We start from the raw sequence: 18,943 nt of genomic DNA, 5'->3' as shown, positions 1-18,943 counted from the left end.
GCTCCGGCGCCGCGGATTTGTCGCAATTTGGCAACAGCGTGGTAGGAATGCATCAGTCCGATTCCCGGACATGCCGCGTTCAGCATCACCCACCTTGCCGGAATGACCAGCGCAGAGACCTCGGCCACCCCCTTCGATTCGTCGTCCACCGACGGCCGGCGCTGGACCTGGCGCACCTGGCTGGCGCCGGTGGCGGTGGCGCTCGCGCTGCTGTCGGCCTTCCTCACCTTCATCGTGCTGGTCGGGTTGACCCCGGTCGAGCCGACGACCGACGTCGTCAAGACCTTCTACCTGATCGACGCCGGAACGATCCTGGTCCTGGTCGGGATCATCATCCGCGAGGTCTGGCAGGTGGTGCAGGCCCGCCGGCGCGGCCGGGCGGCGGCGCGGCTGCACGTGCAGATCGTCAGCCTGTTCTCGGTGATCGCGGTATTGCCGGCGGTGCTGGTCGCCGTGGCGGCCAACGTCACCATCGATCGCGGCCTCGACCGGCTGTTCTCCGGACCGGCCAAGGTCGCGATCCAGAACTCGCTGACCATCGCGCGCGCCTACATGCAGGAGCACGCGCAATTCATCCGCGGTGACATCATCGGCATGGCGACCGACATCGCACGCGCGCGGCCGCTGTTCGACCAGGACCGCGCCAGCTTCCGCGAGCTGCTCACCACCAGCGCCGCCTCACGCAACCTGCCGGGCGCGATGATCATCGACAAGAACACCAATCCGATCGTCTGGGCCGAGACCGGCGGGGTGCAACTGGCCTATTCGCCGCCGGCGCCCGAGTTCCTGAACAATGTCCGGGAGGAGGAGCCCGAGATCGCGGTCCTGCCGGAATCGAACTACGTCGCCGCGGTGATCCGGCTGCGCGCGTTCAACGACACCTTCCTCTACGTCGCGCGCCCGCTCGATCCGCAGGTCGTCGAGCAGCTCAAGCAGACCGAGCTGTCGGTCGCCGAATACGCCCAGGTCGAAGCGCGGCGCTTCGGCATCCAGATCGCCTTCGCGCTGATGTTCGCGGTGATCGCGCTGACCATCCTGATGGCCTCGGTGCTGATCGGGCTGAACTTCGCCAACTGGCTAGTGGCGCCGATCCGGCAATTGATGAATGCCGCGAACACCGTCTCGACCGGCGATCTCAACGTCCAGGTCCCGGTGCATCGCTCGGAGGGCGATCTCGCCCAGCTCGGCCAGACCTTCAACAAGATGACGCAGGAGCTGCGCACGCAGCGCGACGAGCTGGTCAGCGCCAGCGAGCTGATCGACAGCCGGCGCCGCTTCATCGAGGCGGTGCTGTCGTCGGCCTCCGCCGGCATCATCGGCGTCGATGCCTCGGGCAGCGTCGGCATCCTCAACCGCTCGGCCGAGAAGCTGATCGGACATGCCGAGCAGGAGGTGCTGGATCATCCGCTCTCCGACGTGCTGCCCGAGCTCGACGACATGATGAAGACGGCGCGCGAGGGCAAGCAGCGGCTGGTGCAGGGGCAGATCACGATCCAGCGCGACGGCCACGAGCGCAATCTGTCGGTGCGCGTCACCGCCGAGCAGACCAACCAGGCGCGCGACAGCTACATCATCACGCTGGACGACATCACCGAGCTGGTCTCGGCGCAGCGCACGTCCGCCTGGGGCGACGTCGCGCGCCGCATCGCGCACGAGATCAAGAATCCGCTGACGCCGATTCAACTCTCGGCTGAGCGCATCCGCCGCAAATTCGGCAAGGTCATCACCGAGGACAAGGCGGTATTTGAGCAATGTACCGAGACGATCGTGCGGCAGGTCGACGACATCAGGCGAATGGTCGACGAGTTCTCGCGATTCGCGCGGATGCCGAAGCCGGTGATGGAAGGCGAGGACGTCGCCGACACCGTGCGGCAGGCCGTGTTCCTGATGAAGGTCGCGCATCCCGAGATCGACATCGAGACCGAGATCAAGCAGGACCCGTTGCGCGCGCAGTTCGACCGCCGCCTGATCTCGCAGGCGCTGACCAACATCATCAAGAACGCCACCGAGGCGATCGAGGTGGTGCCCGAGGCGGAGCTCGGCAAGGGCCGAATCGATGTCGTCGCCTCGCGCGAGGGTGAGGACGTGCTGATCGACGTCATCGACAACGGCATCGGTCTGCCGAAGGTGGCGCGGCAGCGGCTGCTCGAGCCCTACGTCACGACGCGCGCCAAGGGCACCGGCCTCGGGCTCGCCATCGTCGGCCGCGTGCTGGAAGACCATGGCGGCAAGCTCGAGCTGAAGGACGCGTCCGATTTCCGTCCCGGCCAGCGCGGCGCCTGGATGCGGCTGCGCTTTGCCGTCTCCGGCCAGGCCGCGAAGACGGGAGCGAAGGAGCAGGCGGGGGCGTCTGACAATGCGCAGAAGACCGAGGCCGGCGGCGAAACCGCTGACACGGTTCAAACGACCAATGATGAACCAAAAATCCAAGCCGCAACCGGCAGCTGACGAGACAGGCGTGACCCATGGCGAGTGATATTCTGATTGTCGACGATGAAGCCGATATCCGGGAGCTGGTCGCCGGCATCCTGGATGACGAAGGCTTCACGACGCGAACCGCGCGCGACAGCGATTCGGCGCTCGCGGAGATCACGAGCCGCCGTCCCAACCTGGTGTTCCTGGACATCTGGCTGCAGGGCTCCAAGCTCGACGGTCTGCAGCTCCTCGAGCAGATCAAGAAGGACCATCCCGACCTTCCGGTCGTGATGATCTCCGGCCACGGCAACATCGAAACGGCGGTCGCCGCGATCAAGCGCGGCGCCTATGACTTCATCGAGAAGCCGTTCAAGTCCGACCGCCTGATTCTGGTTGCCACGCGTGCGCTAGAGAATTCCCGGCTGAAGCGCGAGGTTCGTGAGCTCAAGCAGCTGGCGCCGACCGCGAGCAGCATGACCGGCCGCTCGCCATCGATGAACCAGTTGCGCCAGACCATCGAGCGCGCCGCCAAGGCCAACAGCCGCATCCTGATCGTCGGCCCGCCGGGCTCGGGCAAGGAGCTTGCCGCGCGTTCGCTGCACGCTCAATCGCCGCGCTCCGAGGGCCCGTTCGTCGTCATCAACGCCGCCGCGATCACGCCGGAGCGGATGGAGGAGGAGCTGTTCGGCATCGAGCAGTCGAACGGCGAGCAGTCGCGCAAGACCGGCGCGCTGGAAGAGGCCCATGGCGGCACGCTGTTCGTCGACGAGATCGCCGACATGCCGCGCGAGACGCAGAACAAGATCTTGCGCGTGCTGGTCGATCAGACGTTCCAGCGTGCGGGCGGGACCACCAAGGTGCACGTCGACGTGCGCATCATCTCCTCGACCGCACGGAATCTCGAGGAGGAAATTGCCGCCGGGCGTTTCCGCGAGGACCTCTATCACCGTCTGTCGGTGGTGCCGATCCGGGTTCCGCCGCTGTCGGAGCGCCGCGAGGACATTCCCGAGCTGATCGACTATTTCATGGAGCAGATTTCGGCCACGACCGGCCTGCCAAAGCGCCAGATCGGCCAGGACGCCATGGCCGTGCTGCAGTCGCATGTGTGGCCCGGCAACGTCCGTCAGCTTCGCAACAACGTCGAGCGTGTCATGATTCTGGCTGCCGGTGGACCGGAGGTGATCATCACCGCCGACATGCTGCCGCCGGATGTGGGATCGATGGTGCCGGCGATGCCGACCAGCAACAATGGCGAGCACATCATGGGCCTGCCGCTGCGCGAGGCACGCGAGGTGTTCGAGCGCGACTATCTGATCGCCCAGATCAGCCGCTTCTCGGGCAACATCTCGCGCACGGCCGAGTTCGTGGGCATGGAGCGGTCGGCCCTGCATCGCAAGCTGAAGGCGCTCGGCGTCGGCTGAGGCTCCAGCTCGGCCAAACCTGCCGACTGGACGAATTTACATTGGAAAATTCGTCCATTTCCGGAATTTTACGGATGAATCCGGTTGTTTTGGAACCGGCTTCCTTGCAAGCGGCTTGCCTAATATGCTCGCCTGTCTTCTAATCCGGCATCCCGTGGTCCCTCGAGGGGGATCTCAATGGACCATGGGCCACCTCGATGAATCCGGGGCCTGCGATCGGGACATCGAAGGTTCAATAAGAAAAAGCACAAGACTGCGAGACAATAACAATGGCGGCAGACCGCGCACAAAACCTACAAGACACCTTTCTAAACCATGTCCGCAAAACCAAGACGCCGCTCACGATCTTCCTGGTCAATGGCGTGAAGCTGCAGGGGATTGTCACATGGTTCGACAATTTCTGCCTGCTGCTCCGGCGCGACGGTCACTCGCAGCTCGTCTACAAGCATGCGATCTCCACCATCATGCCAGGCGCGCCGATCCAGTTGTTCGAAGGCGGCGAGGACGCGTCTGCGTGAGTGTGACCTGACGTGAGAGTGACCTGATTGGAACCCCGCGATCGCGAAGGGACCATCGGCCTGTCGAGGCCGGATGACAATAAGGGGACCGGGCTCGTCATCGTGGTCGGCCCCTACTTGCGAGCGCGCCGCGGCGACGATGGCGCGCAAGCAGGCCAATCTGACATGCGGGATTTCGAGGCGAGGATCGACGAGGCGGCGGGCCTCGCGCGGGCTATCGACCTGACCGTGGCCGAGGCCATTCTCGCGCCGATCGGGCAGATCCGCCCCGCGACCTATCTCGGCAAGGGCAAGGTCGAAGAGATTGCCGGCGTGATCGCCGGCCATGGCGTCGAGCTGGTGGTGATGGATTGCGCGCTCTCGCCGATCCAGCAGCGAAACCTCGAGAAGGCCTGGAACACCAAGGTGCTCGACCGCACCGGCTTGATCCTGGAGATCTTCGGCCGCCGCGCCAAGACGAAGGAGGGTGCGCTGCAGGTCGAGCTCGCGCATCTCAACTATCAGCGCAGCCGTCTGGTGCGGTCCTGGACCCATCTCGAGCGCCAGCGCGGCGGTTTCGGCTTCATGGGCGGTCCCGGCGAGACCCAGATCGAGGCGGACCGCCGGCTGATCGGCGACCGCATCACGCGGCTCGAGAACGAGCTGAAGAAGGTCCAGGCGACGCGGCGGCTGCATCGCGCCGGCCGCCAACGCGTGCCGTATCGCGTCGTGGCGCTGGTCGGCTACACCAATGCCGGCAAGTCGACGCTGTTCAATCGCCTGACGCGCGCCGACGTCCAGGCCGCCGACATGCTGTTCGCGACGCTCGATCCGACCTTGCGCGCGATCACGCTGCCGCATGGCGGCAAGGCGATGCTGTCGGACACCGTGGGCTTCATCTCCAACCTGCCGACGCAGCTCGTCGCCGCCTTCCGCGCCACGCTCGAGGAGGTGCTGGAGGCCGACGTGATCCTGCACGTCCGCGACATGTCGCACGAGGATGCCGAGGCGCAGCAGCACGATGTCGAGCTGGTGCTCAGCCAGCTCGGCATCGATCCCGAGGCTACCGACACCATCATCGAGGTCTGGAACAAGATCGATCGCCTCGACGAGGCGGCGCGCGAGAACCTCGCCAACATCGCCGCACGGCGGCCACCGGAGCGGCCATGCCTACTGGTCTCGGCCCAGACCGGGGAGGGCGTCGAGGCGCTCCTGCAGACGATCGAGGACCGGCTCGCGGCGGCGCGGACGACGCTCGATCTCACCATCGATGCGGCCGACGGCGCCGGCATCTCCTGGCTGCATCGCAACGCCGAAGTGCTGGCCAAGGAGCTGCACGAGGGCCACTACGACATGACCGTGCGCGTCGATGCCACCAAGCGCGACATCGTGGTCGAGCGCTATCACGGCGTGCCCCGCGTGGCGTGAGCCTCGCGCGACGTCGTTTGCCTCTCGTGCAGGATGACATGCATCGCTGCGCCTATCCATCGGGCTACAAGGGCGTGATGTCGACGTGCAGCACGGCGGCTCGGCCGTCACCGAGGGCGGCGAGGCAGCGCTCGATCGCCGCATCGAGCTTGTCGGGATCGTCGACCCGCTCGCCATGGGCGCCGAATGCGCAGGCGATGTCGGCGAGACGACGCTGCTCGCCCTGGCGCCCGGTGCTGAGCCTAGAGAGGAAGGAGTCCGTGCGCTGTGCGGCGCCGTCCGGATAGACGCGCTGCACCGATGCCTTCACCGCCTGCCATCCGTTGTTGTCGAGGATCACGGTCAGGATCGGGAGCTGGCACTGCTGCGATAAGGCGTAGACGGAGTCCGGCGCGGCGAAATGATAGGCGCCGTCGCCGACGATCTGCACCACGCGCGCTGAGGGATTGGCGAGCTTGAGTCCGAGCGCCATGCCGCCGCTGAAGCCGAGGCCGCCGCCGGCCAGGCCCACATAGGTCATCGGCTTGGTGCGGCGAAGCTGCTGTTGCAGGATTGGCGCGTTGCGGACCGCCTCGTTGAGGACGATGTCGTCCTCCGACAGCAGCGCCTGCAACCGCGCAAACAAATAGGCCGGGTTGATCGCTCCGATCCGGCCCTTCTGTGCCGCCGCGGATATCCGTTTCGCCTGCGCGGCCTCGCGTGCCGGCTGCCAGCTCGCGATCCGGTCGCGCACTCTCGTGAGATAGGCGTCGTCGCCACGGGCAACGATGATCTCCAGCACCTGACGAAGAATGACGGCCGAATCGCCCTGAATACGGAGGTCGGTGGCAAATCCCCACATCGGGATGTCCGCCTTCAGGGCGTCGATATCGATCTGGATCCAGCGCAGCCGATCGGCGGCCTTCAGCATCTGCGGAATGAATGGCACGTCGATGTCGATGAGCAGCCCGAGATCGGCGCCGGCGACCAGCGCGGCCGGGTCGGAGCCGGCAAAGCAAGGGGAGTCCTGGCAGATGTTCATCGTGACGGGGTTGAACTCCGCGACACGGATTCCGCAGACCAGCGCCAGCCGCTCCAGCACAGAGACGGCCTCGGCGCTGCGTCCGAGATAAGCGGTCAGCGCGATCGGATTCTCCGCCTTCATCAGCGCGTCCGCGATGGCACGCGCGCGCTCCGGCTCGATCCCTCCCGCCTTGACGCTGCCACGGCGCGCGGGCGGGTAGGCCGGCATCGCCGCCTCGTCCCAGGTCTCGGCGAGGGTCTCGCGCGGCAGCATCATGTAGACCGGGCCGGGCGGATCGCTGTGCATGAACGCGGCAGCGCGGGCGACCGCCTCCTTGACGACGACACCCGACGGCAGCGTGTATTCCCATTTGACATAAGGACGCACGATGCTGCCCTGATCGAAACTCTCCTGCACGAAGTGGACGTAGGTGTCACGTCCTCCCGGCAGCTCGCCATGCATCGCGAACGGAGCCCGCCCTGCAAACAGCAGCACCGGCAGCCGGTAGCGAAAGGCGTTCTGAATCGCCATGCACGCATTCGCCGTGCCGGCATCGACATGGACGAACACGGCCTGGCCGCGGCCGGTCGCGCTCGCATAGCCCATTGCCATGTGCACCGCGACCACCTCGTGGGGACACAGGATCACCTCGGGGTGCCGTCGACCTTCGCTGTCCCAGCGTGCAATCTCCTCGATTAGCGAGACATGATCGGTGCCGAGATTGGCGAAGATGTAGTCGATGCCGATCTCGACGAGCGCCTCGAGGAAGTAATGCGCGGTGGTGTGGCGGGTCATGGCGCGACGACGCGGGTCAGGGCGACGACGGCATCGTCACGGCGCATGCTCTGACTTGCCTGTCCACGCAGGCGATCGAACAGGTCGTTGGGCTCGAGCGGTGCGGCCAAGCCGCGCCAGGCAATGTGCGAGTCCGGCCGCAGCACGAGCAGGCTGTCCGGGAAGCCATAGCCGGCCTTTGCGCGCTCGACGTCGACGAGCGTCAAGGGAACGCCCTGGCGGGCCGCGGCGTCGACCAGTGGCATGACATCGACGGCCGGATCGAACCGCACCAGCGTGTAGGCCGGGCCAAGCGCATCCAGCAGCGATCGGCCATCGGCCAGCCAGACGTGCGGCGCGCGTGCGCCGGGCACTGTGGACGCGCTGAAATGGCCCATGCCGTAGGGCGGCGGCGTCTCGCCATCGTATGAGATCGCCGGAGACCGGTCGTAGTAATAGCCGAAATTCAAGCCGGCGCAGCAATATTGCTGCACGTTGAGATCATAGGCGGCCTTGCCGACCTTGCTGCGCGCCGCGTCGCCGACGGGGCCATCGATCTCCACCTCCGCAGGCACGGCGCGTCTCTGGCTCATCACCGCGAGCGCGTGGTTCATCGCGAAGTGCGACACCTGCTCGGTGATCGGCTGCCGCTCCGCTTCGTAGGCGTCGAGCAGGGCAGGGGTGGCCCAGCCGTGGAGGACGCCGGCAAGCATCCAGCACAGGTCGACCGCATCGGCGATCCCTGCATTCATGCCGTAGCCGGCATAGGGGATCCACAGATGCGCCGCATCACCGCAGATGAAGGCGCGGCGATCGCGGAAGCGATCCGCCACCAGGCGACGTCCGATCCAGTCCTCCTTGCTGATGATCTCATACTGGAAACGGTCGTCGACACCGAGAATGGTGCGCAGTGCCCAATCGCGATCGACACTGTCGAACTCGAGCTCCTCGGCCGCGAGGTGGTTGTGGATCAGCCAGTTGTCGCGGCCGTCGATGGAGACGGTGGTGCCGCAGCGCCGCGGGTTGAGCGACATCGTCATCCAGGCCGGCTTCTGGGTGATCAGCTCCTTCAGCGCAGGAGCGTGGATGTAGGTCGACTGCACCCGCTGCACGACATCGGTGCCGCTGAGCCGTGAGCCGATGAGCTTGCGCACCGTGGAGCGGCCACCGTCGCAGCCAATCAGATAGTCGGCTGAGATGGTGATGTCCCGGCCGGCGTCGAGATCGCGCGCCCGCGCGATCACGCCGTTTTCATCCTGGTCGAACCGATCGACCTGGACGCGGTTGAGAATCGTGATGCCGCGTTGCGCCTCTGCGCAAGCGAACAGGATCGGCTCGAGATAGATCTGATTGATGCGATGGGGCGGCTCGGGCGTCGGCCAATCGGTGTCCGGCCCACCGGTTGCCGTGTAGCGGTCCTGGCGGCATGGGATCGGGATGCGCGTCAGCTCGCGGCCGACGACGGCGGTGCGATAGGCGCAGTCGTTTGGAAAATCAGCCGGCAGGCCGCCTTCGCGCACCTCGCGGACGATGCCGAGGCGGCGGAACACCTCCATCGAGCGCGCGGAGACGTGGTTGCATTTCACGTTGGGCGGCTCTCCGGCACGCCTGATCTCCGCGACCACCACGTCGATGCCGCGCGAGGCGAGATCCATGGCGGCGGTCAGTCCGACCGGGCCGGCGCCCACGATGAGCACCTGGGTTCGTATCGTCTTCATGTCGGTTCTCTTGCTTTGATCTACGCGCGCTCGGGCGTGGAGAGCGCACTGCGTTGCGCATCGTCGGCGCTCGGAAGACTGCCGCGCATGCCGAGGACCGCGAGGCCGAGGATCACCAGCGCCGAGAACAGTTGCGGTACCGCGCTGGCCTGAAACAGCGAGGAGACGTCCCATTTCGCCGCGAGCATCAACCCGCCGATCGTGACGCCGAGGATCGAGCCGAAGCGGCCGATGCCCAGTGCCCAGCCGATGCCGGTGCCGCGGATGTAGGTCGGATAGATGCGCGCCGCGTAGGCGTTGCAGCCGATCTGTCCGCCGATCACCGCGACGCCGGCAATGAAGACGGCCGGCACGAGAATCGGCAACGAGGCTCCCGCGATACCGATGGTGATGATCGAGAGGAAGCCGGCAACGTAGGTCGCGAACAGGACGCGATCGAAGCCGAACTTTTCGATCAGCAGGCCGAGCCCGACGGTGCCGAGCATGCCGCCGAGCTGGAAGGCGATGCCGACGGAGATCGCCGCCTGGACGTCGAGCCCGACACCATGTGTGAGCGTCGGCAGCCAGCTGTTGAGGAAATAGATGTCCATCATGTTCATGAAGAACATGACCCACAGCAGCAAGGTCGGCAGCAGACGCCGCTTGGTGAACAGCTGTGGCAGCAGAAAGCCCTTGCCGCTCTCCTCGATGATCGTAAAGCGCGCGTCGGCGGGCAGGCGGTCCGACGGATCGATCCGCGTCAGCAGCGCGCGCACGCGATCATTCTTGTTGTCGTCGAGGGCCAGCAGCGAGAGCGATTCCGGCAGCCAGATAATGAGGACGGGACAGAGGATGAGCGGCAGAATGCCGCCGATGAGAAAGATGATCTGCCAGCCATAGGCGGTGATGAGCTTGGCCGCGACCGCTCCGCCGATCGCCGATCCCAGCGACACCGTCATGAACATCAGCATGATCAACAGGGTCCTGCGACGCTGCGGCGAATATTCGCCGGTCAGAGCGATCGTGTTGGGCAGGACGCCGCCGAGCCCGAGGCCGGTGAGGAACCGAATGATGACGAGGTCGGATACGCTCGTGGCCTGGGTGGTCACCAGCGATCCAAGCGCGAACACGAGAACCCCGGCGACGACGAGCCATTTGCGCCCGAGATAGTCGGCCAGGGCGCCGAACACCAGCGAGCCGATCATCACGCCGAACAGGGACGCGCCAAACACCGGTCCCAGGGCGCCCGGCGCCAGATGCAGGTCCTTGCTGAGGGCAGGGGCGACGAAGCCGAGCGCCTGGGCATCGAAGCCGTCGAGCCCGACGACCAACGCGCACAGGCAGATCACCCTGATCTGGAATCCCGACAGCGGCCGCTCGTCGACGTAGCGCGTGAGATTGATCGCTTGCGTCAAATGTCCCTCCCCATGTGCTTGTTATTGCCTGGCCGCTTCACCGCAGCCGCCGGCTGTTTGCAAATATGTTGCATGATCAAACTCTTTCGATTAGCCACAAAATTCTCATTCATTCATGAGGAAAGCTAATGCCCCCGACCTTGCGGCAATTGGAGGCCCTGGTCCTGGTGTATCGGCTCGGCAGCATCACCAAGGCGGCCGCCGAGCTGCGCGTCACGCAGTCGGCGATCAGCCTGCTGATCCGACAGATCGAGGAGAACTTTCAGCTCAAGCTGTTCGATCGCACGACGCGGGCGCTGCATCCGACGGCGGCCTGCCGCGAGGCGATCACGGCGGCGGAACGCATCCTGGCGGGGACGCAGGGGCTGTCGCAGCGGATGCGCGACCTTGCCGAGATCAAGGCCGGCCGAATTTCCATCGCGGTCTCAGCGGGCGTCGCGTCGGCGCTGCTTCCACGCGTGTTTGCGACGTTTCGATCGCGCCATCCCGAGGTGCGCATCGATCTGCGTGATGTCGCGCCCGACGAACTGCTCGCGATCGTGATGGCCGGGCATGCGGAGTTCGGCCTCGGCAGCGTGGAGGACGAGGGCGTACCGGAGGTCAGAATTGAGACGCTGATGCAAAGTCCGCTCTCGGCGATCGGCATCAAGGACGGCCGGTTCGAGAAGCACCGCCGTCTGACGTGGGACGGCATCATGAGCTCCGACCTGATCACGATGCGTCACGGCACGCGCATCCGCCGCCAGATCGACGAGGCGCTGGCGGAGACCGGGCGGTCGCTGAAGCCTGCCTGGGAAGTGTCGCTGATCACGACCGCGCTGGCGCTCACGGCGGAGGGCGCCGGCATCAGCATCCTGCCCGCGCACATGCTGCCCAAGGCACAATTTCCGACCTTGGCCGCGATCCCGCTGTCGCAGCCGACGATTCATCGGCACGTCTCGCTGCTGAGCCGCGCCGACTTTGGATTGTCGCCGGCCGCCCAGCGCTTCGTCGAGATCGCAAGGGCCGAGCTGTCGCGCAAGGGCGGCTGATCACGACCTCGGAACCGGGGACGCTACTTCTCCAGCCGCTTCGCCTCGTTCCACAATTCGTCCATCTCGTCGAGCGACGCTTCTTCGAGTGTGCGGCCCTTCGCCGTCAACGCCTGCTCGATGTGCGCGAAACGGCGCTCGAACTTGGCGTTGGTGCCGCGCAATGCGGTCTCCGGATCAACCTCGGCGTGGCGGGCAAGATTGACCAGCGCGAACAGGAGATCGCCGGTCTCTTCGGTCAGCTCGGTCGCATCCTTGTTGTCGAGCGCGGCCTCGATCTCGTCGGCCTCCTCGCGGATCTTCTGCAACACCGCGCGCGGATCGTTCCAATCGAAGCCGACGGTCGCGGCCTTGCGCTGCAGCTCCATGGCGCGGACCAGCGCCGGCTGTCCGGCCTTGATGCCCGATAGCAGCGAGGACTTGCTCGTCTGCGCCTCGGGCGGCCGCCGCGCGCCGCGCTCGGCCTTCTCCTCGGCCTTGATGCGGTCCCAGGTGCCTTTGGTGGGCTGGGTGACGTTGCCGTCCTTGTCCGGGAACACATGCGGATGGCGGCGGACCATCTTCTTCGTGATGCCCTCGACGACGTCGCCGAACGCAAACGCGCCTTGTTCTTCGGCGATGCGGGCATGATAGACCACCTGCAGCAGGAGATCGCCGAGCTCCTCGCGCAGATCGTCGAGGTCGTCACGCGTGATCGCGTCCGCCACCTCATAGGCTTCCTCGATGGTGTAGGGTGCGATGGTCCGGAACGTCTGCTCGATATCCCACGGGCAGCCGGTGACCGGCGTGCGCAGCGCCGCCATGATCTCGATCAGGCGTGAGATGTCGCGGGAGGGGATCATGGGCAGGTCCTGACAGCATCGTTCGATCGGGTCCTGTATGCCCCAAGCCGCGCGCGGCTCCCAGCGAAAAGGGCGACTGCACGGGATGCGCCCGGCGGGTTGGCCCGACCCGTCGATGATGCTAAGCGGGGGCCATGAGTGAGCAGGACACGACGGCCCTGGTGCTGTTCTCGGGCGGGCAGGATTCCACGACGTGCCTGGCCTGGGCGCTCGACCGCTTCGCGCGCGTCGAGACGATCGGATTCGCCTACGGCCAGCGCCATGCGATCGAGCTCGCCTGCCGCGACCGGCTGGTCGAGGGCATCGCGCGCCTGCGCCCCGACTGGGCAGCCAAGCTCGGTGACAGCCACACGCTGGAAATTCCAACGCTGGCTGCGATCTCCGAGACCGCGCTGACGCGCGACGTCGCGATCGAGATGGGCGCCGACGGCCTGCCCAACACCTTCGTGCCGGGCCGCAACCTGGTGTTCCTGACCTTTGCGGCGGCGCTCGCCTATCGCCGCGGCATCCGCCACATCGTCGGCGGCATGTGCGAGACGGACTATTCGGGCTATCCGGACTGCCGCGACGAGACCATCAAGGCGCTGCAGAATGCGCTGAGCCTGGGCATGGCGCGCGCGTTCGAGCTGCACACGCCGCTGATGTGGCTGTCGAAGGCCGCGACCTGGCAGCTGGCGCATGACCTCGGCGGCGCCGGCCTCGTCGACCTGATCCGCGACCAGTCGCACACCTGCTATCTCGGCGAGCGCGGCGCGCGGCATGACTGGGGTCACGGCTGCGGTCACTGTCCCGCCTGCGAGCTGCGCGCCAAAGGATGGCGCGCGTACGTCGCGGCGGGCGGGCCATCCTGAATCGGAAGCGGGGCCCTCGGGCCCCGCGGAGAGCTGCGCGACAGACGAGCGCTCAGGCGGCTTCGTTGTCGGACGGCTCACGCTGGCTGACGATGACGAGATCCGCATCGGCGAGGTGGTGGCCGTCATCGGCCTCATTGGCTGCCGCGGATGCCGCCTGTGCGACGAGGCGCGCGGTGATGTCGTCCTTGGCGTCCTTGCCGCTCTTCTCCCAGGCAGGCGCGTTGAGCACGACGATGTCGTCGTCGTGGGCGGCACCGTCGTGATCGGCGGGCACGATCGACGGCGACTTCACTGGGGTGTCGACGATACGCAGGGTGGGGGCCTCGGCTTCGACCGGCTCCGCTGCGGCTGCGGCCGGTTCGTCCTCGGCCATTTCTGCCTGCTCCGGCTCGGGGGGCGCGGCCTCCTCGGCGGGGGCATCGGTGTCGGCGCTCTCAGCGCGGACCACAGCCTCGGCGGCTTCGGCGGGCTGTTCGGCGGCCGCGGCAAGGCCCTCCTTGGCCGGCGCATCATCATGCGGCGCGAGGCCGAGATGCTGCGAGATTTCCTTGATCAGCCTGTCGATCGCCACCAGCACGCGATACTCCGGGATCGAGGCCATGTGCTGCTCGAACCGGTTGCGCGCATATTGCAGCGAATCGATCACGTCGGTGGCGATGGAGGAGCCCGACGCCTCGGTGCCGTGCAGGGCTCCCGCAGCCTTCTCGGTCGAGCTCTCGATCAGCAGGAAGGCCTCGTATTGCGGAATCGATTTGAGCTTCTCGTGATAGTCCTGACGCACGCCGGCGAGCGTGTCGACGATGGTGGCGAACTCTGGCGCGGGCATTTCGACGTCCCCCTCAACTTCAGCAAAGAAGATGCGCGGGACGCTACGGACGCACTGATGAACGTTCAATTTCGAACGAATACCGCTATTCGCGGCATGAATAGCCGGCCGTTAAGACCGGACCATCAAAAGCAGGATCGTCCGCACACCGGGCATTAAGCATCCGCCAGACGCGCGCGCGAAGGGCTCAGCCGACAAAATCCTCGGGCCTGAGCTCGATCGGCTTGCCATGCGGGGTGCGATCGGCAGCGTGATCCCAGGCATTGCGGTAACGCGTCAGCGCGTCGGCGGAGGTGACGCCCTTCTCGGCGACGAGCCGCTCGAGCGTCGCGAGCCAGTGCCGGTAATAGGTATCGCCGCAATCGGGATCGCCAGACGCTTGCGCGCGCGAAATCTCCTCGGCGAGCGCAGCCGCCCATTCGGGCCAGGTAAAGAGGCCGCGGGCGTGCAGCGTGACGGCCATCGCGAAGGCGTGGGCTTCCCACGGCTCGCGAAACACGGGCCCGCTGTCGTCGACGGGAATGCCAGGCAGGGCGCGCGTCGCCGCGGCTGCCGCCTCTCGGTCGGGTGTCATCGGGCCGACTCCAGATAGGGCTCGAAGGCGTCGACCGTGACCTCCAGCAGCGGATCGGGCGCATCGGCCCACAGCTCGGCGCCGCTGAACGACACCGTGTAGAGCCATTGCGGGTCTTCGCCGCCGCCATGGGCGTTGCTGTCCGGAAACACGTGCACGCCTCTGACCGCCTCGACGCGGCCGAGATGGCCGCGCACGTAGCGCGGCAGCCGCGTATGCGTCGTCGGATGGATGTCCTTGGCGCGGACGCGGTCGCCGACCGCGAACAGCGCCGGCTTCGTCGCCGCGCGCTCGGTCGGGCCGCCGCGACGCAAGGTCGGCGCGACGGCATCGGCGGTGAGGATCTTGGCGACGGGCTTGGCCGGATGCAGCATCTTGCCGGCGATGATCTCATCCGCGTCGACCAGATGCCGCTCCTGCATCAGCCGTTCGATGCCCGCGAGCCAGATCTGGTAGTAGCTCATGCCGAGGTAATCGTCCGGCGGACGGTTCTCGCGCGCGAAGCGCGACATGTCGATGTTCCAGCCGCCGGGCGTCGCCATCGCCAGCGTCATGGCAAAGGCGCGACGCTCCCATTCGGCGTGGAACACCGGCTCGTTCGGCTCGGGGCGGACCGGACCAAAGCCGGCGATGCCGCCCATGTCATGCGCACCATCCATCAGCGGCCAACCTCGTGCGGTTGCTTCGGCAGGCCGGTGCCGATCATGCTGTCGCGCGTGACGAGCGCGGCGAGCTGATCCTCGCTCCAGCCATCGGTCCCGGCGGGACGGATCGGCAGCACGAAGTAGCGGACCTCGGCCGTCGAATCCCACACCCGGATCTTCGTCGTCGGCGGCAGCTCGAAGCCGAAATCCTTCAGGACGCCGCGCGGATCCTTCACCGCCTTGGCGCGATAGGGCGCCGATTTGTACCAGACCGGCGGCAGGCCGAGCACGGGCCACGGATAGCAGGAGCACAGCGTGCACACGACCATGTTGTGCAGATCGGGCGTGTTCTCGACCGCCACGATGTGCTCGCCCTGGCGGCCGGCATAGCCGAGCTCGCCGATCGCCGGCGTGGCGTCGGCAAGAAGGCGCGCCCGATAGGCCGGATCGGTCCAGGCCCGCGCCACGACCTGCGCGCCGTTGCGGGGACCGACCTTGCTCTCATAGGTCTCGATGAGCACGTCGAGCGCGGCGGGGTCGATATACCCCTTCTCGGTCAGGATGCTTTCGAGCGCGCGGACGCGCAGATCGGTCTCGGACAGGTCCGAGTGATCGTGCGGATGGTCGTGATGGTGATCGTGATCCGTCATGACTCAACCATAGGCGTAATCGGGCACCGCTGTCGAGCCGAGGCCGCTACGAACCCACGGTGCGAGCAGTCGCGTTTCACTGCCGCCGCAGCCGTGCGGCGGTCACAATGCCGAGCGCGGCGTCCTCGGTCATTGACGCGCCGATTCCGGACGCAGATGTGATCGGGGCCGCTCCATTGCCGCCATCTCGGGCGGTTCAAATCGGAGCCCAGATATGGTTCGTAGTGCTTTCGCCGTTCCGATCGGGCACGATAGCAGCAGAGGTTTGAGGTTCATCAATGCCGAACGACGTCTCCCGCCGTGATCTTGCGAAGCTGGCCGGGCTGGCCGCCCTCGGGGCTGCCAATGGCCCGGCGCAAGCGGAGGAGGGCGCGGTGAAGGAGGACATCGGGCGGCGGTTTCCCGCCGATTTCGTGTGGGGGACGGCGACGTCGTCGTACCAGATCGAGGGCGGGGCTACGGCCGATGGCCGCGGGCCGTCGATCTGGGACGTGTTCACGCATTTGCAGGGCAACATCGAGGACGGCAGCACCGGCGACGTCGCCTGTGATCACTACAACCGCTACAAGGACGACGTGCGGCTGATCAAGGAGCTCGGCTGCCGGGCCTATCGGTTCTCGATCGCCTGGCCCCGGCTGTTTCCCGACGGCGGGCTGACGCCCAATCCGAAGGGCCTCGACTTCTACAACCGGCTCGTCGACGAGCTCCTGGCGAACGGCATCACGCCGTACGCAACGCTGTATCATTGGGATCTGCCGCAGGCGCTGCAGGACCGTGTCGGCGGCTGGCTCTCGGCCGACACGGCCAAGGCCTTTGCGCATTATGCGGGCTACGTCGCGCAGCATCTCGGCGACCGTGTCAAGACCATCTTCACCATCAACGAATGCGGCCGCTTCGTCCCGTTCGGCTACGGCCTCGGCGTCGACGCGCCCGGGCTGAAGCTGCCGCAGCAGCAGGTCAACCAGGCGCGCCATCACGTGGCGCTGGCGCACGGTCTCGCCGTCCAGGCCATCCGCTCCGGCGGGCGCGCCGGCATGCGCGTCGGCATGGCCGAGAACATCACGGCCTGCCTGCCGGCGATCGACACGCCGGAGAACATCCGCGCCGCCGAGATCGCGACGCGCGAATTGAATGCCGGCTTTCTCAACGTCATCCTCGAGGGGCGCTATACCGAAGGGTTCCTGGCGTGGTCCGGCAAGGACGCGCCGAAGTTTACCGCCGACGAACTGAAGATCATTTCGGCGCCGGTCGATTTCGTCGGCCTCAATATCTACGCGCCGCAAGCCTATGTCGTCGCGTCGGACCGCGCGGCCGGATTCGACGTGCTGCCGATGCCGTCCTCGTTCCCGCACATGAGCTCACCCTGGCTGCTGGTCGGTCCGGAGACGGCCTATTGGGTGCCGAAGCTCGCCGCCAAGATCTGGAATCTCCAGACCATCTACATCACCGAGAACGGCACCTCCTCGGACGACAAGCTGACCGCCGATGGCAAGGTCCACGACCTCGACCGCGTGATGTATCTGCGCAACTATCTCGCCCAGCTGCAGCGCGCAACGTCCGAGGGCGTGCCCGTGAAAGGCTACTTCCTGTGGAGCCTGCTGGACAATTTCGAGTGGGTGTTCGGCTACAAGCAGCGCTTCGGCATCTATCACGTCGACTTCGACACGCAGGTGCGCACGCCCAAGCTCAGCGCGTCGTACTACCATCACGTGATCAGCCGCAACGCCGTGAGCGCGTGAAGCGCCGCGACGCCACCCGGGGTCCAGCCGGACGCAGTCCGCGCCATTCAGGCGGCCAATGTGCCGTCGGCATCCGGCGCATTGAGTGTCGGCACGCCGGCCTTCACGCCGCGATTGCAAATTCATGATGCGGAAAGCACACCTTGTGCGACTCTTTTGCGCGCATGCCGTTTTCGTGGCGAAAGCTGGCTGCAGATGACGTAAACCGGCAATCTGCCGGCCCCTCAAGCGAGTTTTCCAGCATGCAAGTTTCCGTTGTTTGTCCGCCAGCCGTCCGCGCCGGCGTTCTGTTCTGCGTCCTCGGAGTGATCGCTGGCTCCAGCGCCTGGGCTCAGGGAGCCGCGAACGATGCGGCCAAGCCCGCCACGGAGCAGTCTGCCGCGCCGACGGCCGACAAGCCCGCAGAGTCCGAGCCGAAACCCGCGGTCGCTGAAACCAGGCCCGCCGAGCAGCCCTCGGATGCCGCCGGCAAGCCTGCGGCCGAGCCTGAGAAGACGGCCGAGAAGCCCGGCGAGCCAGCCGCTGCGGACGCCAAGCCCGTTCAGGCCACAGACAGCGCGAGCCAGCCGCCGGCGGACAAGGCATCGACTGAAAAAGCCGCGACGGATGCTGCGGCCGAGAGCAAGCCGGCCGAGGCCAAATCCGAGACCAAGGTCGAACCGAACTCCGGCACCGACGTCGGCCAGAAGCCGGCCGTGACCGAGTCGAAACCGGCAGAGCCCACTCTGGCCGTTCAGCCCGCTGCCGTCGCCAAGGACGCGCCCGCATCGGAGAAGGTCGAGGAGAAGGCCGCCGAGAGCAAGCCCGCGGCGGCGCCGGCCGAGCCCAAGAAATCCGAGCCGCCGGCCGCAGCTTCTCCCGCGGCCACGCCGGAGAAGGCGGCTGCGAAGCAGAACACCGCAACCACGTCAGCCAAGCCCGAACGGCACGGCCAAGCGCATCACCATGCCGAGGACGACGCCAAGCCCGCCAAACGCGAGCACCGCGCCCGCAAGCCCAAGAGCCAAACGAACAGCGAAATGAAGCGGGAGGCGAAGAGGGGTGGTGCCAGCTGCAAGAGCTTCCGCACCTATGACGCGGAGAAGGGCACCTATCGGGGCTACGACGGGCGCGTTCACACCTGCTCGTAAGGA

The 18,943-nt window shown here is 66.4% G+C and carries 16 protein-coding genes; 8 read left to right on the top strand and 8 right to left on the bottom strand.

The genetic code is table 11. From position 1 onward, the window contains the following. Positions 1-102 precede the first annotated feature (102 nt). The 4 genes from QX051_RS01785 to hflX all read left to right on the top strand — a co-directional run bounded on the left by QX051_RS01785 (position 103) and on the right by hflX (position 5,761). Complete coding sequence (locus QX051_RS01785) at positions 103-2,448, top strand: PAS domain-containing sensor histidine kinase (protein WP_315738012.1); 2,346 nt, start codon at positions 103-105, stop codon at positions 2,446-2,448. A gap of 17 nt (positions 2,449-2,465) precedes the next feature. Beyond that, positions 2,466-3,836: a sigma-54 dependent transcriptional regulator gene (locus QX051_RS01780; protein WP_315738011.1), complete on the top strand. Its 1,371-nt coding sequence runs from the start codon at positions 2,466-2,468 to the stop codon at positions 3,834-3,836. Positions 3,837-4,105: 269 nt separating this feature from the next. Next, the gene (gene hfq / locus QX051_RS01775) at positions 4,106-4,354 is read left to right on the top strand and encodes an RNA chaperone Hfq (RefSeq protein WP_006613906.1); all 249 of its coding nucleotides are present in this window, start codon (positions 4,106-4,108) and stop codon (positions 4,352-4,354) included. Between the two features lie 27 nt (positions 4,355-4,381). Next, a complete protein-coding gene (gene hflX, locus QX051_RS01770; protein WP_315774794.1) occupies positions 4,382-5,761 on the top strand; it encodes a GTPase HflX in 1,380 nt (459 codons plus the stop codon). A gap of 64 nt (positions 5,762-5,825) precedes the next feature. Here the strand turns inward: hflX and QX051_RS01765 are convergent, their stop codons facing one another. Genes QX051_RS01765 through QX051_RS01755 form a run of 3 tightly spaced genes read right to left on the bottom strand, consistent with a single transcriptional unit; the run spans position 5,826 to position 10,650 of the window. After that, entirely contained in the window at positions 5,826-7,559 is a 1,734-nt protein-coding gene (locus QX051_RS01765) for a thiamine pyrophosphate-requiring protein (RefSeq protein ID WP_315738009.1), read from the bottom strand. After that, a complete protein-coding gene (locus QX051_RS01760) occupies positions 7,556-9,256 on the bottom strand; it encodes an FAD-dependent oxidoreductase (RefSeq protein ID WP_315774792.1) in 1,701 nt (566 codons plus the stop codon). Before QX051_RS01760 ends, QX051_RS01765 begins: the two co-directional genes overlap by 4 nt. Before the next feature lie 20 nt (positions 9,257-9,276). Next, a complete protein-coding gene (locus tag QX051_RS01755) occupies positions 9,277-10,650 on the bottom strand; it encodes an MFS transporter (protein ID WP_315774791.1) in 1,374 nt (457 codons plus the stop codon). 128 nt (positions 10,651-10,778) lie between these two features. Between QX051_RS01755 and QX051_RS01750 the strand changes: the two genes are divergently transcribed. Continuing rightward, positions 10,779-11,681, top strand: a complete 903-nt coding sequence (locus QX051_RS01750; protein WP_315738006.1) for a LysR family transcriptional regulator — start codon at positions 10,779-10,781, stop codon at positions 11,679-11,681. A gap of 23 nt (positions 11,682-11,704) precedes the next feature. Here QX051_RS01750 and mazG read toward each other — a convergent pair whose 3' ends face one another. Then, a complete protein-coding gene (mazG, locus tag QX051_RS01745; protein ID WP_315774790.1) occupies positions 11,705-12,523 on the bottom strand; it encodes a nucleoside triphosphate pyrophosphohydrolase in 819 nt (272 codons plus the stop codon). 134 nt (positions 12,524-12,657) lie between these two features. Here mazG and queC point away from each other — a divergent pair, with 134 nt between their 5' ends. Continuing rightward, entirely contained in the window at positions 12,658-13,374 is a 717-nt protein-coding gene (gene queC, locus QX051_RS01740; protein ID WP_315757501.1) for a 7-cyano-7-deazaguanine synthase QueC, read from the top strand. A 52-nt stretch (positions 13,375-13,426) separates the two neighbouring features. Here the strand turns inward: queC and QX051_RS01735 are convergent, their stop codons facing one another. The 4 genes from QX051_RS01735 to nthA form a co-directional block, all read right to left on the bottom strand. Then, positions 13,427-14,203: a hypothetical protein gene (locus QX051_RS01735; protein WP_315774789.1), complete on the bottom strand. Its 777-nt coding sequence runs from the start codon at positions 14,201-14,203 to the stop codon at positions 13,427-13,429. Between the two features lie 187 nt (positions 14,204-14,390). Further along, positions 14,391-14,777, bottom strand: a complete 387-nt coding sequence (locus QX051_RS01730) for a nitrile hydratase accessory protein (RefSeq protein ID WP_315738002.1) — start codon at positions 14,775-14,777, stop codon at positions 14,391-14,393. Beyond that, positions 14,774-15,436 (bottom strand): nitrile hydratase subunit beta, encoded by a 663-nt coding sequence (gene nthB, locus QX051_RS01725; protein ID WP_315774788.1) that lies wholly within the window; start codon positions 15,434-15,436, stop codon positions 14,774-14,776. The genes QX051_RS01730 and nthB overlap by 4 nt, the downstream gene beginning before the upstream one ends. Further along, entirely contained in the window at positions 15,436-16,071 is a 636-nt protein-coding gene (nthA, locus tag QX051_RS01720) for a nitrile hydratase subunit alpha (RefSeq protein ID WP_315774787.1), read from the bottom strand. The genes nthB and nthA overlap by 1 nt, the downstream gene beginning before the upstream one ends. A gap of 278 nt (positions 16,072-16,349) precedes the next feature. Between nthA and QX051_RS01715 the strand changes: the two genes are divergently transcribed. Both QX051_RS01715 and QX051_RS01710 read left to right on the top strand, forming a co-directional pair. Continuing rightward, positions 16,350-17,810: a GH1 family beta-glucosidase gene (locus QX051_RS01715; protein WP_315770711.1), complete on the top strand. Its 1,461-nt coding sequence runs from the start codon at positions 16,350-16,352 to the stop codon at positions 17,808-17,810. A 242-nt stretch (positions 17,811-18,052) separates the two neighbouring features. Beyond that, a complete protein-coding gene (locus QX051_RS01710; protein ID WP_315737997.1) occupies positions 18,053-18,940 on the top strand; it encodes a hypothetical protein in 888 nt (295 codons plus the stop codon). The last annotated feature ends 3 nt before the right edge of the window (positions 18,941-18,943 follow it).

Source organism: Bradyrhizobium sp. SZCCHNR1053 (genome assembly GCF_032381235.1).
Taxonomy (GTDB): Bacteria; Pseudomonadota; Alphaproteobacteria; order Rhizobiales; family Xanthobacteraceae; genus Bradyrhizobium.
This window is presented reverse-complemented; position numbering and strand designations above follow the sequence as displayed.

What these genes read in the sequence shown, in the direction of transcription:
- QX051_RS01735 (WP_315774789.1), bottom strand. Translation starts at nt 14,203, where the DNA reads ATGCCCGCGCCAGAGTTCGCCACCATCGTCGACACGCTCGCCGGCGTG.
- nthB (WP_315774788.1), bottom strand. Translation starts at nt 15,436, where the DNA reads ATGGATGGTGCGCATGACATGGGCGGCATCGCCGGCTTTGGTCCGGTC.
- QX051_RS01785 (WP_315738012.1), top strand. Translation starts at nt 103, where the DNA reads ATGACCAGCGCAGAGACCTCGGCCACCCCCTTCGATTCGTCGTCCACC.
- QX051_RS01765 (WP_315738009.1), bottom strand. Translation starts at nt 7,559, where the DNA reads ATGACCCGCCACACCACCGCGCATTACTTCCTCGAGGCGCTCGTCGAG.
- QX051_RS01710 (WP_315737997.1), top strand. Translation starts at nt 18,053, where the DNA reads ATGCAAGTTTCCGTTGTTTGTCCGCCAGCCGTCCGCGCCGGCGTTCTG.
- QX051_RS01760 (WP_315774792.1), bottom strand. Translation starts at nt 9,256, where the DNA reads ATGAAGACGATACGAACCCAGGTGCTCATCGTGGGCGCCGGCCCGGTC.
- queC (WP_315757501.1), top strand. Translation starts at nt 12,658, where the DNA reads ATGAGTGAGCAGGACACGACGGCCCTGGTGCTGTTCTCGGGCGGGCAG.
- mazG (WP_315774790.1), bottom strand. Translation starts at nt 12,523, where the DNA reads ATGATCCCCTCCCGCGACATCTCACGCCTGATCGAGATCATGGCGGCG.
- QX051_RS01750 (WP_315738006.1), top strand. Translation starts at nt 10,779, where the DNA reads ATGCCCCCGACCTTGCGGCAATTGGAGGCCCTGGTCCTGGTGTATCGG.
- QX051_RS01780 (WP_315738011.1), top strand. Translation starts at nt 2,466, where the DNA reads ATGGCGAGTGATATTCTGATTGTCGACGATGAAGCCGATATCCGGGAG.
- QX051_RS01715 (WP_315770711.1), top strand. Translation starts at nt 16,350, where the DNA reads ATGCCGAACGACGTCTCCCGCCGTGATCTTGCGAAGCTGGCCGGGCTG.
- nthA (WP_315774787.1), bottom strand. Translation starts at nt 16,071, where the DNA reads ATGACGGATCACGATCACCATCACGACCATCCGCACGATCACTCGGAC.
- hfq (WP_006613906.1), top strand. Translation starts at nt 4,106, where the DNA reads ATGGCGGCAGACCGCGCACAAAACCTACAAGACACCTTTCTAAACCAT.
- QX051_RS01730 (WP_315738002.1), bottom strand. Translation starts at nt 14,777, where the DNA reads ATGACACCCGACCGAGAGGCGGCAGCCGCGGCGACGCGCGCCCTGCCT.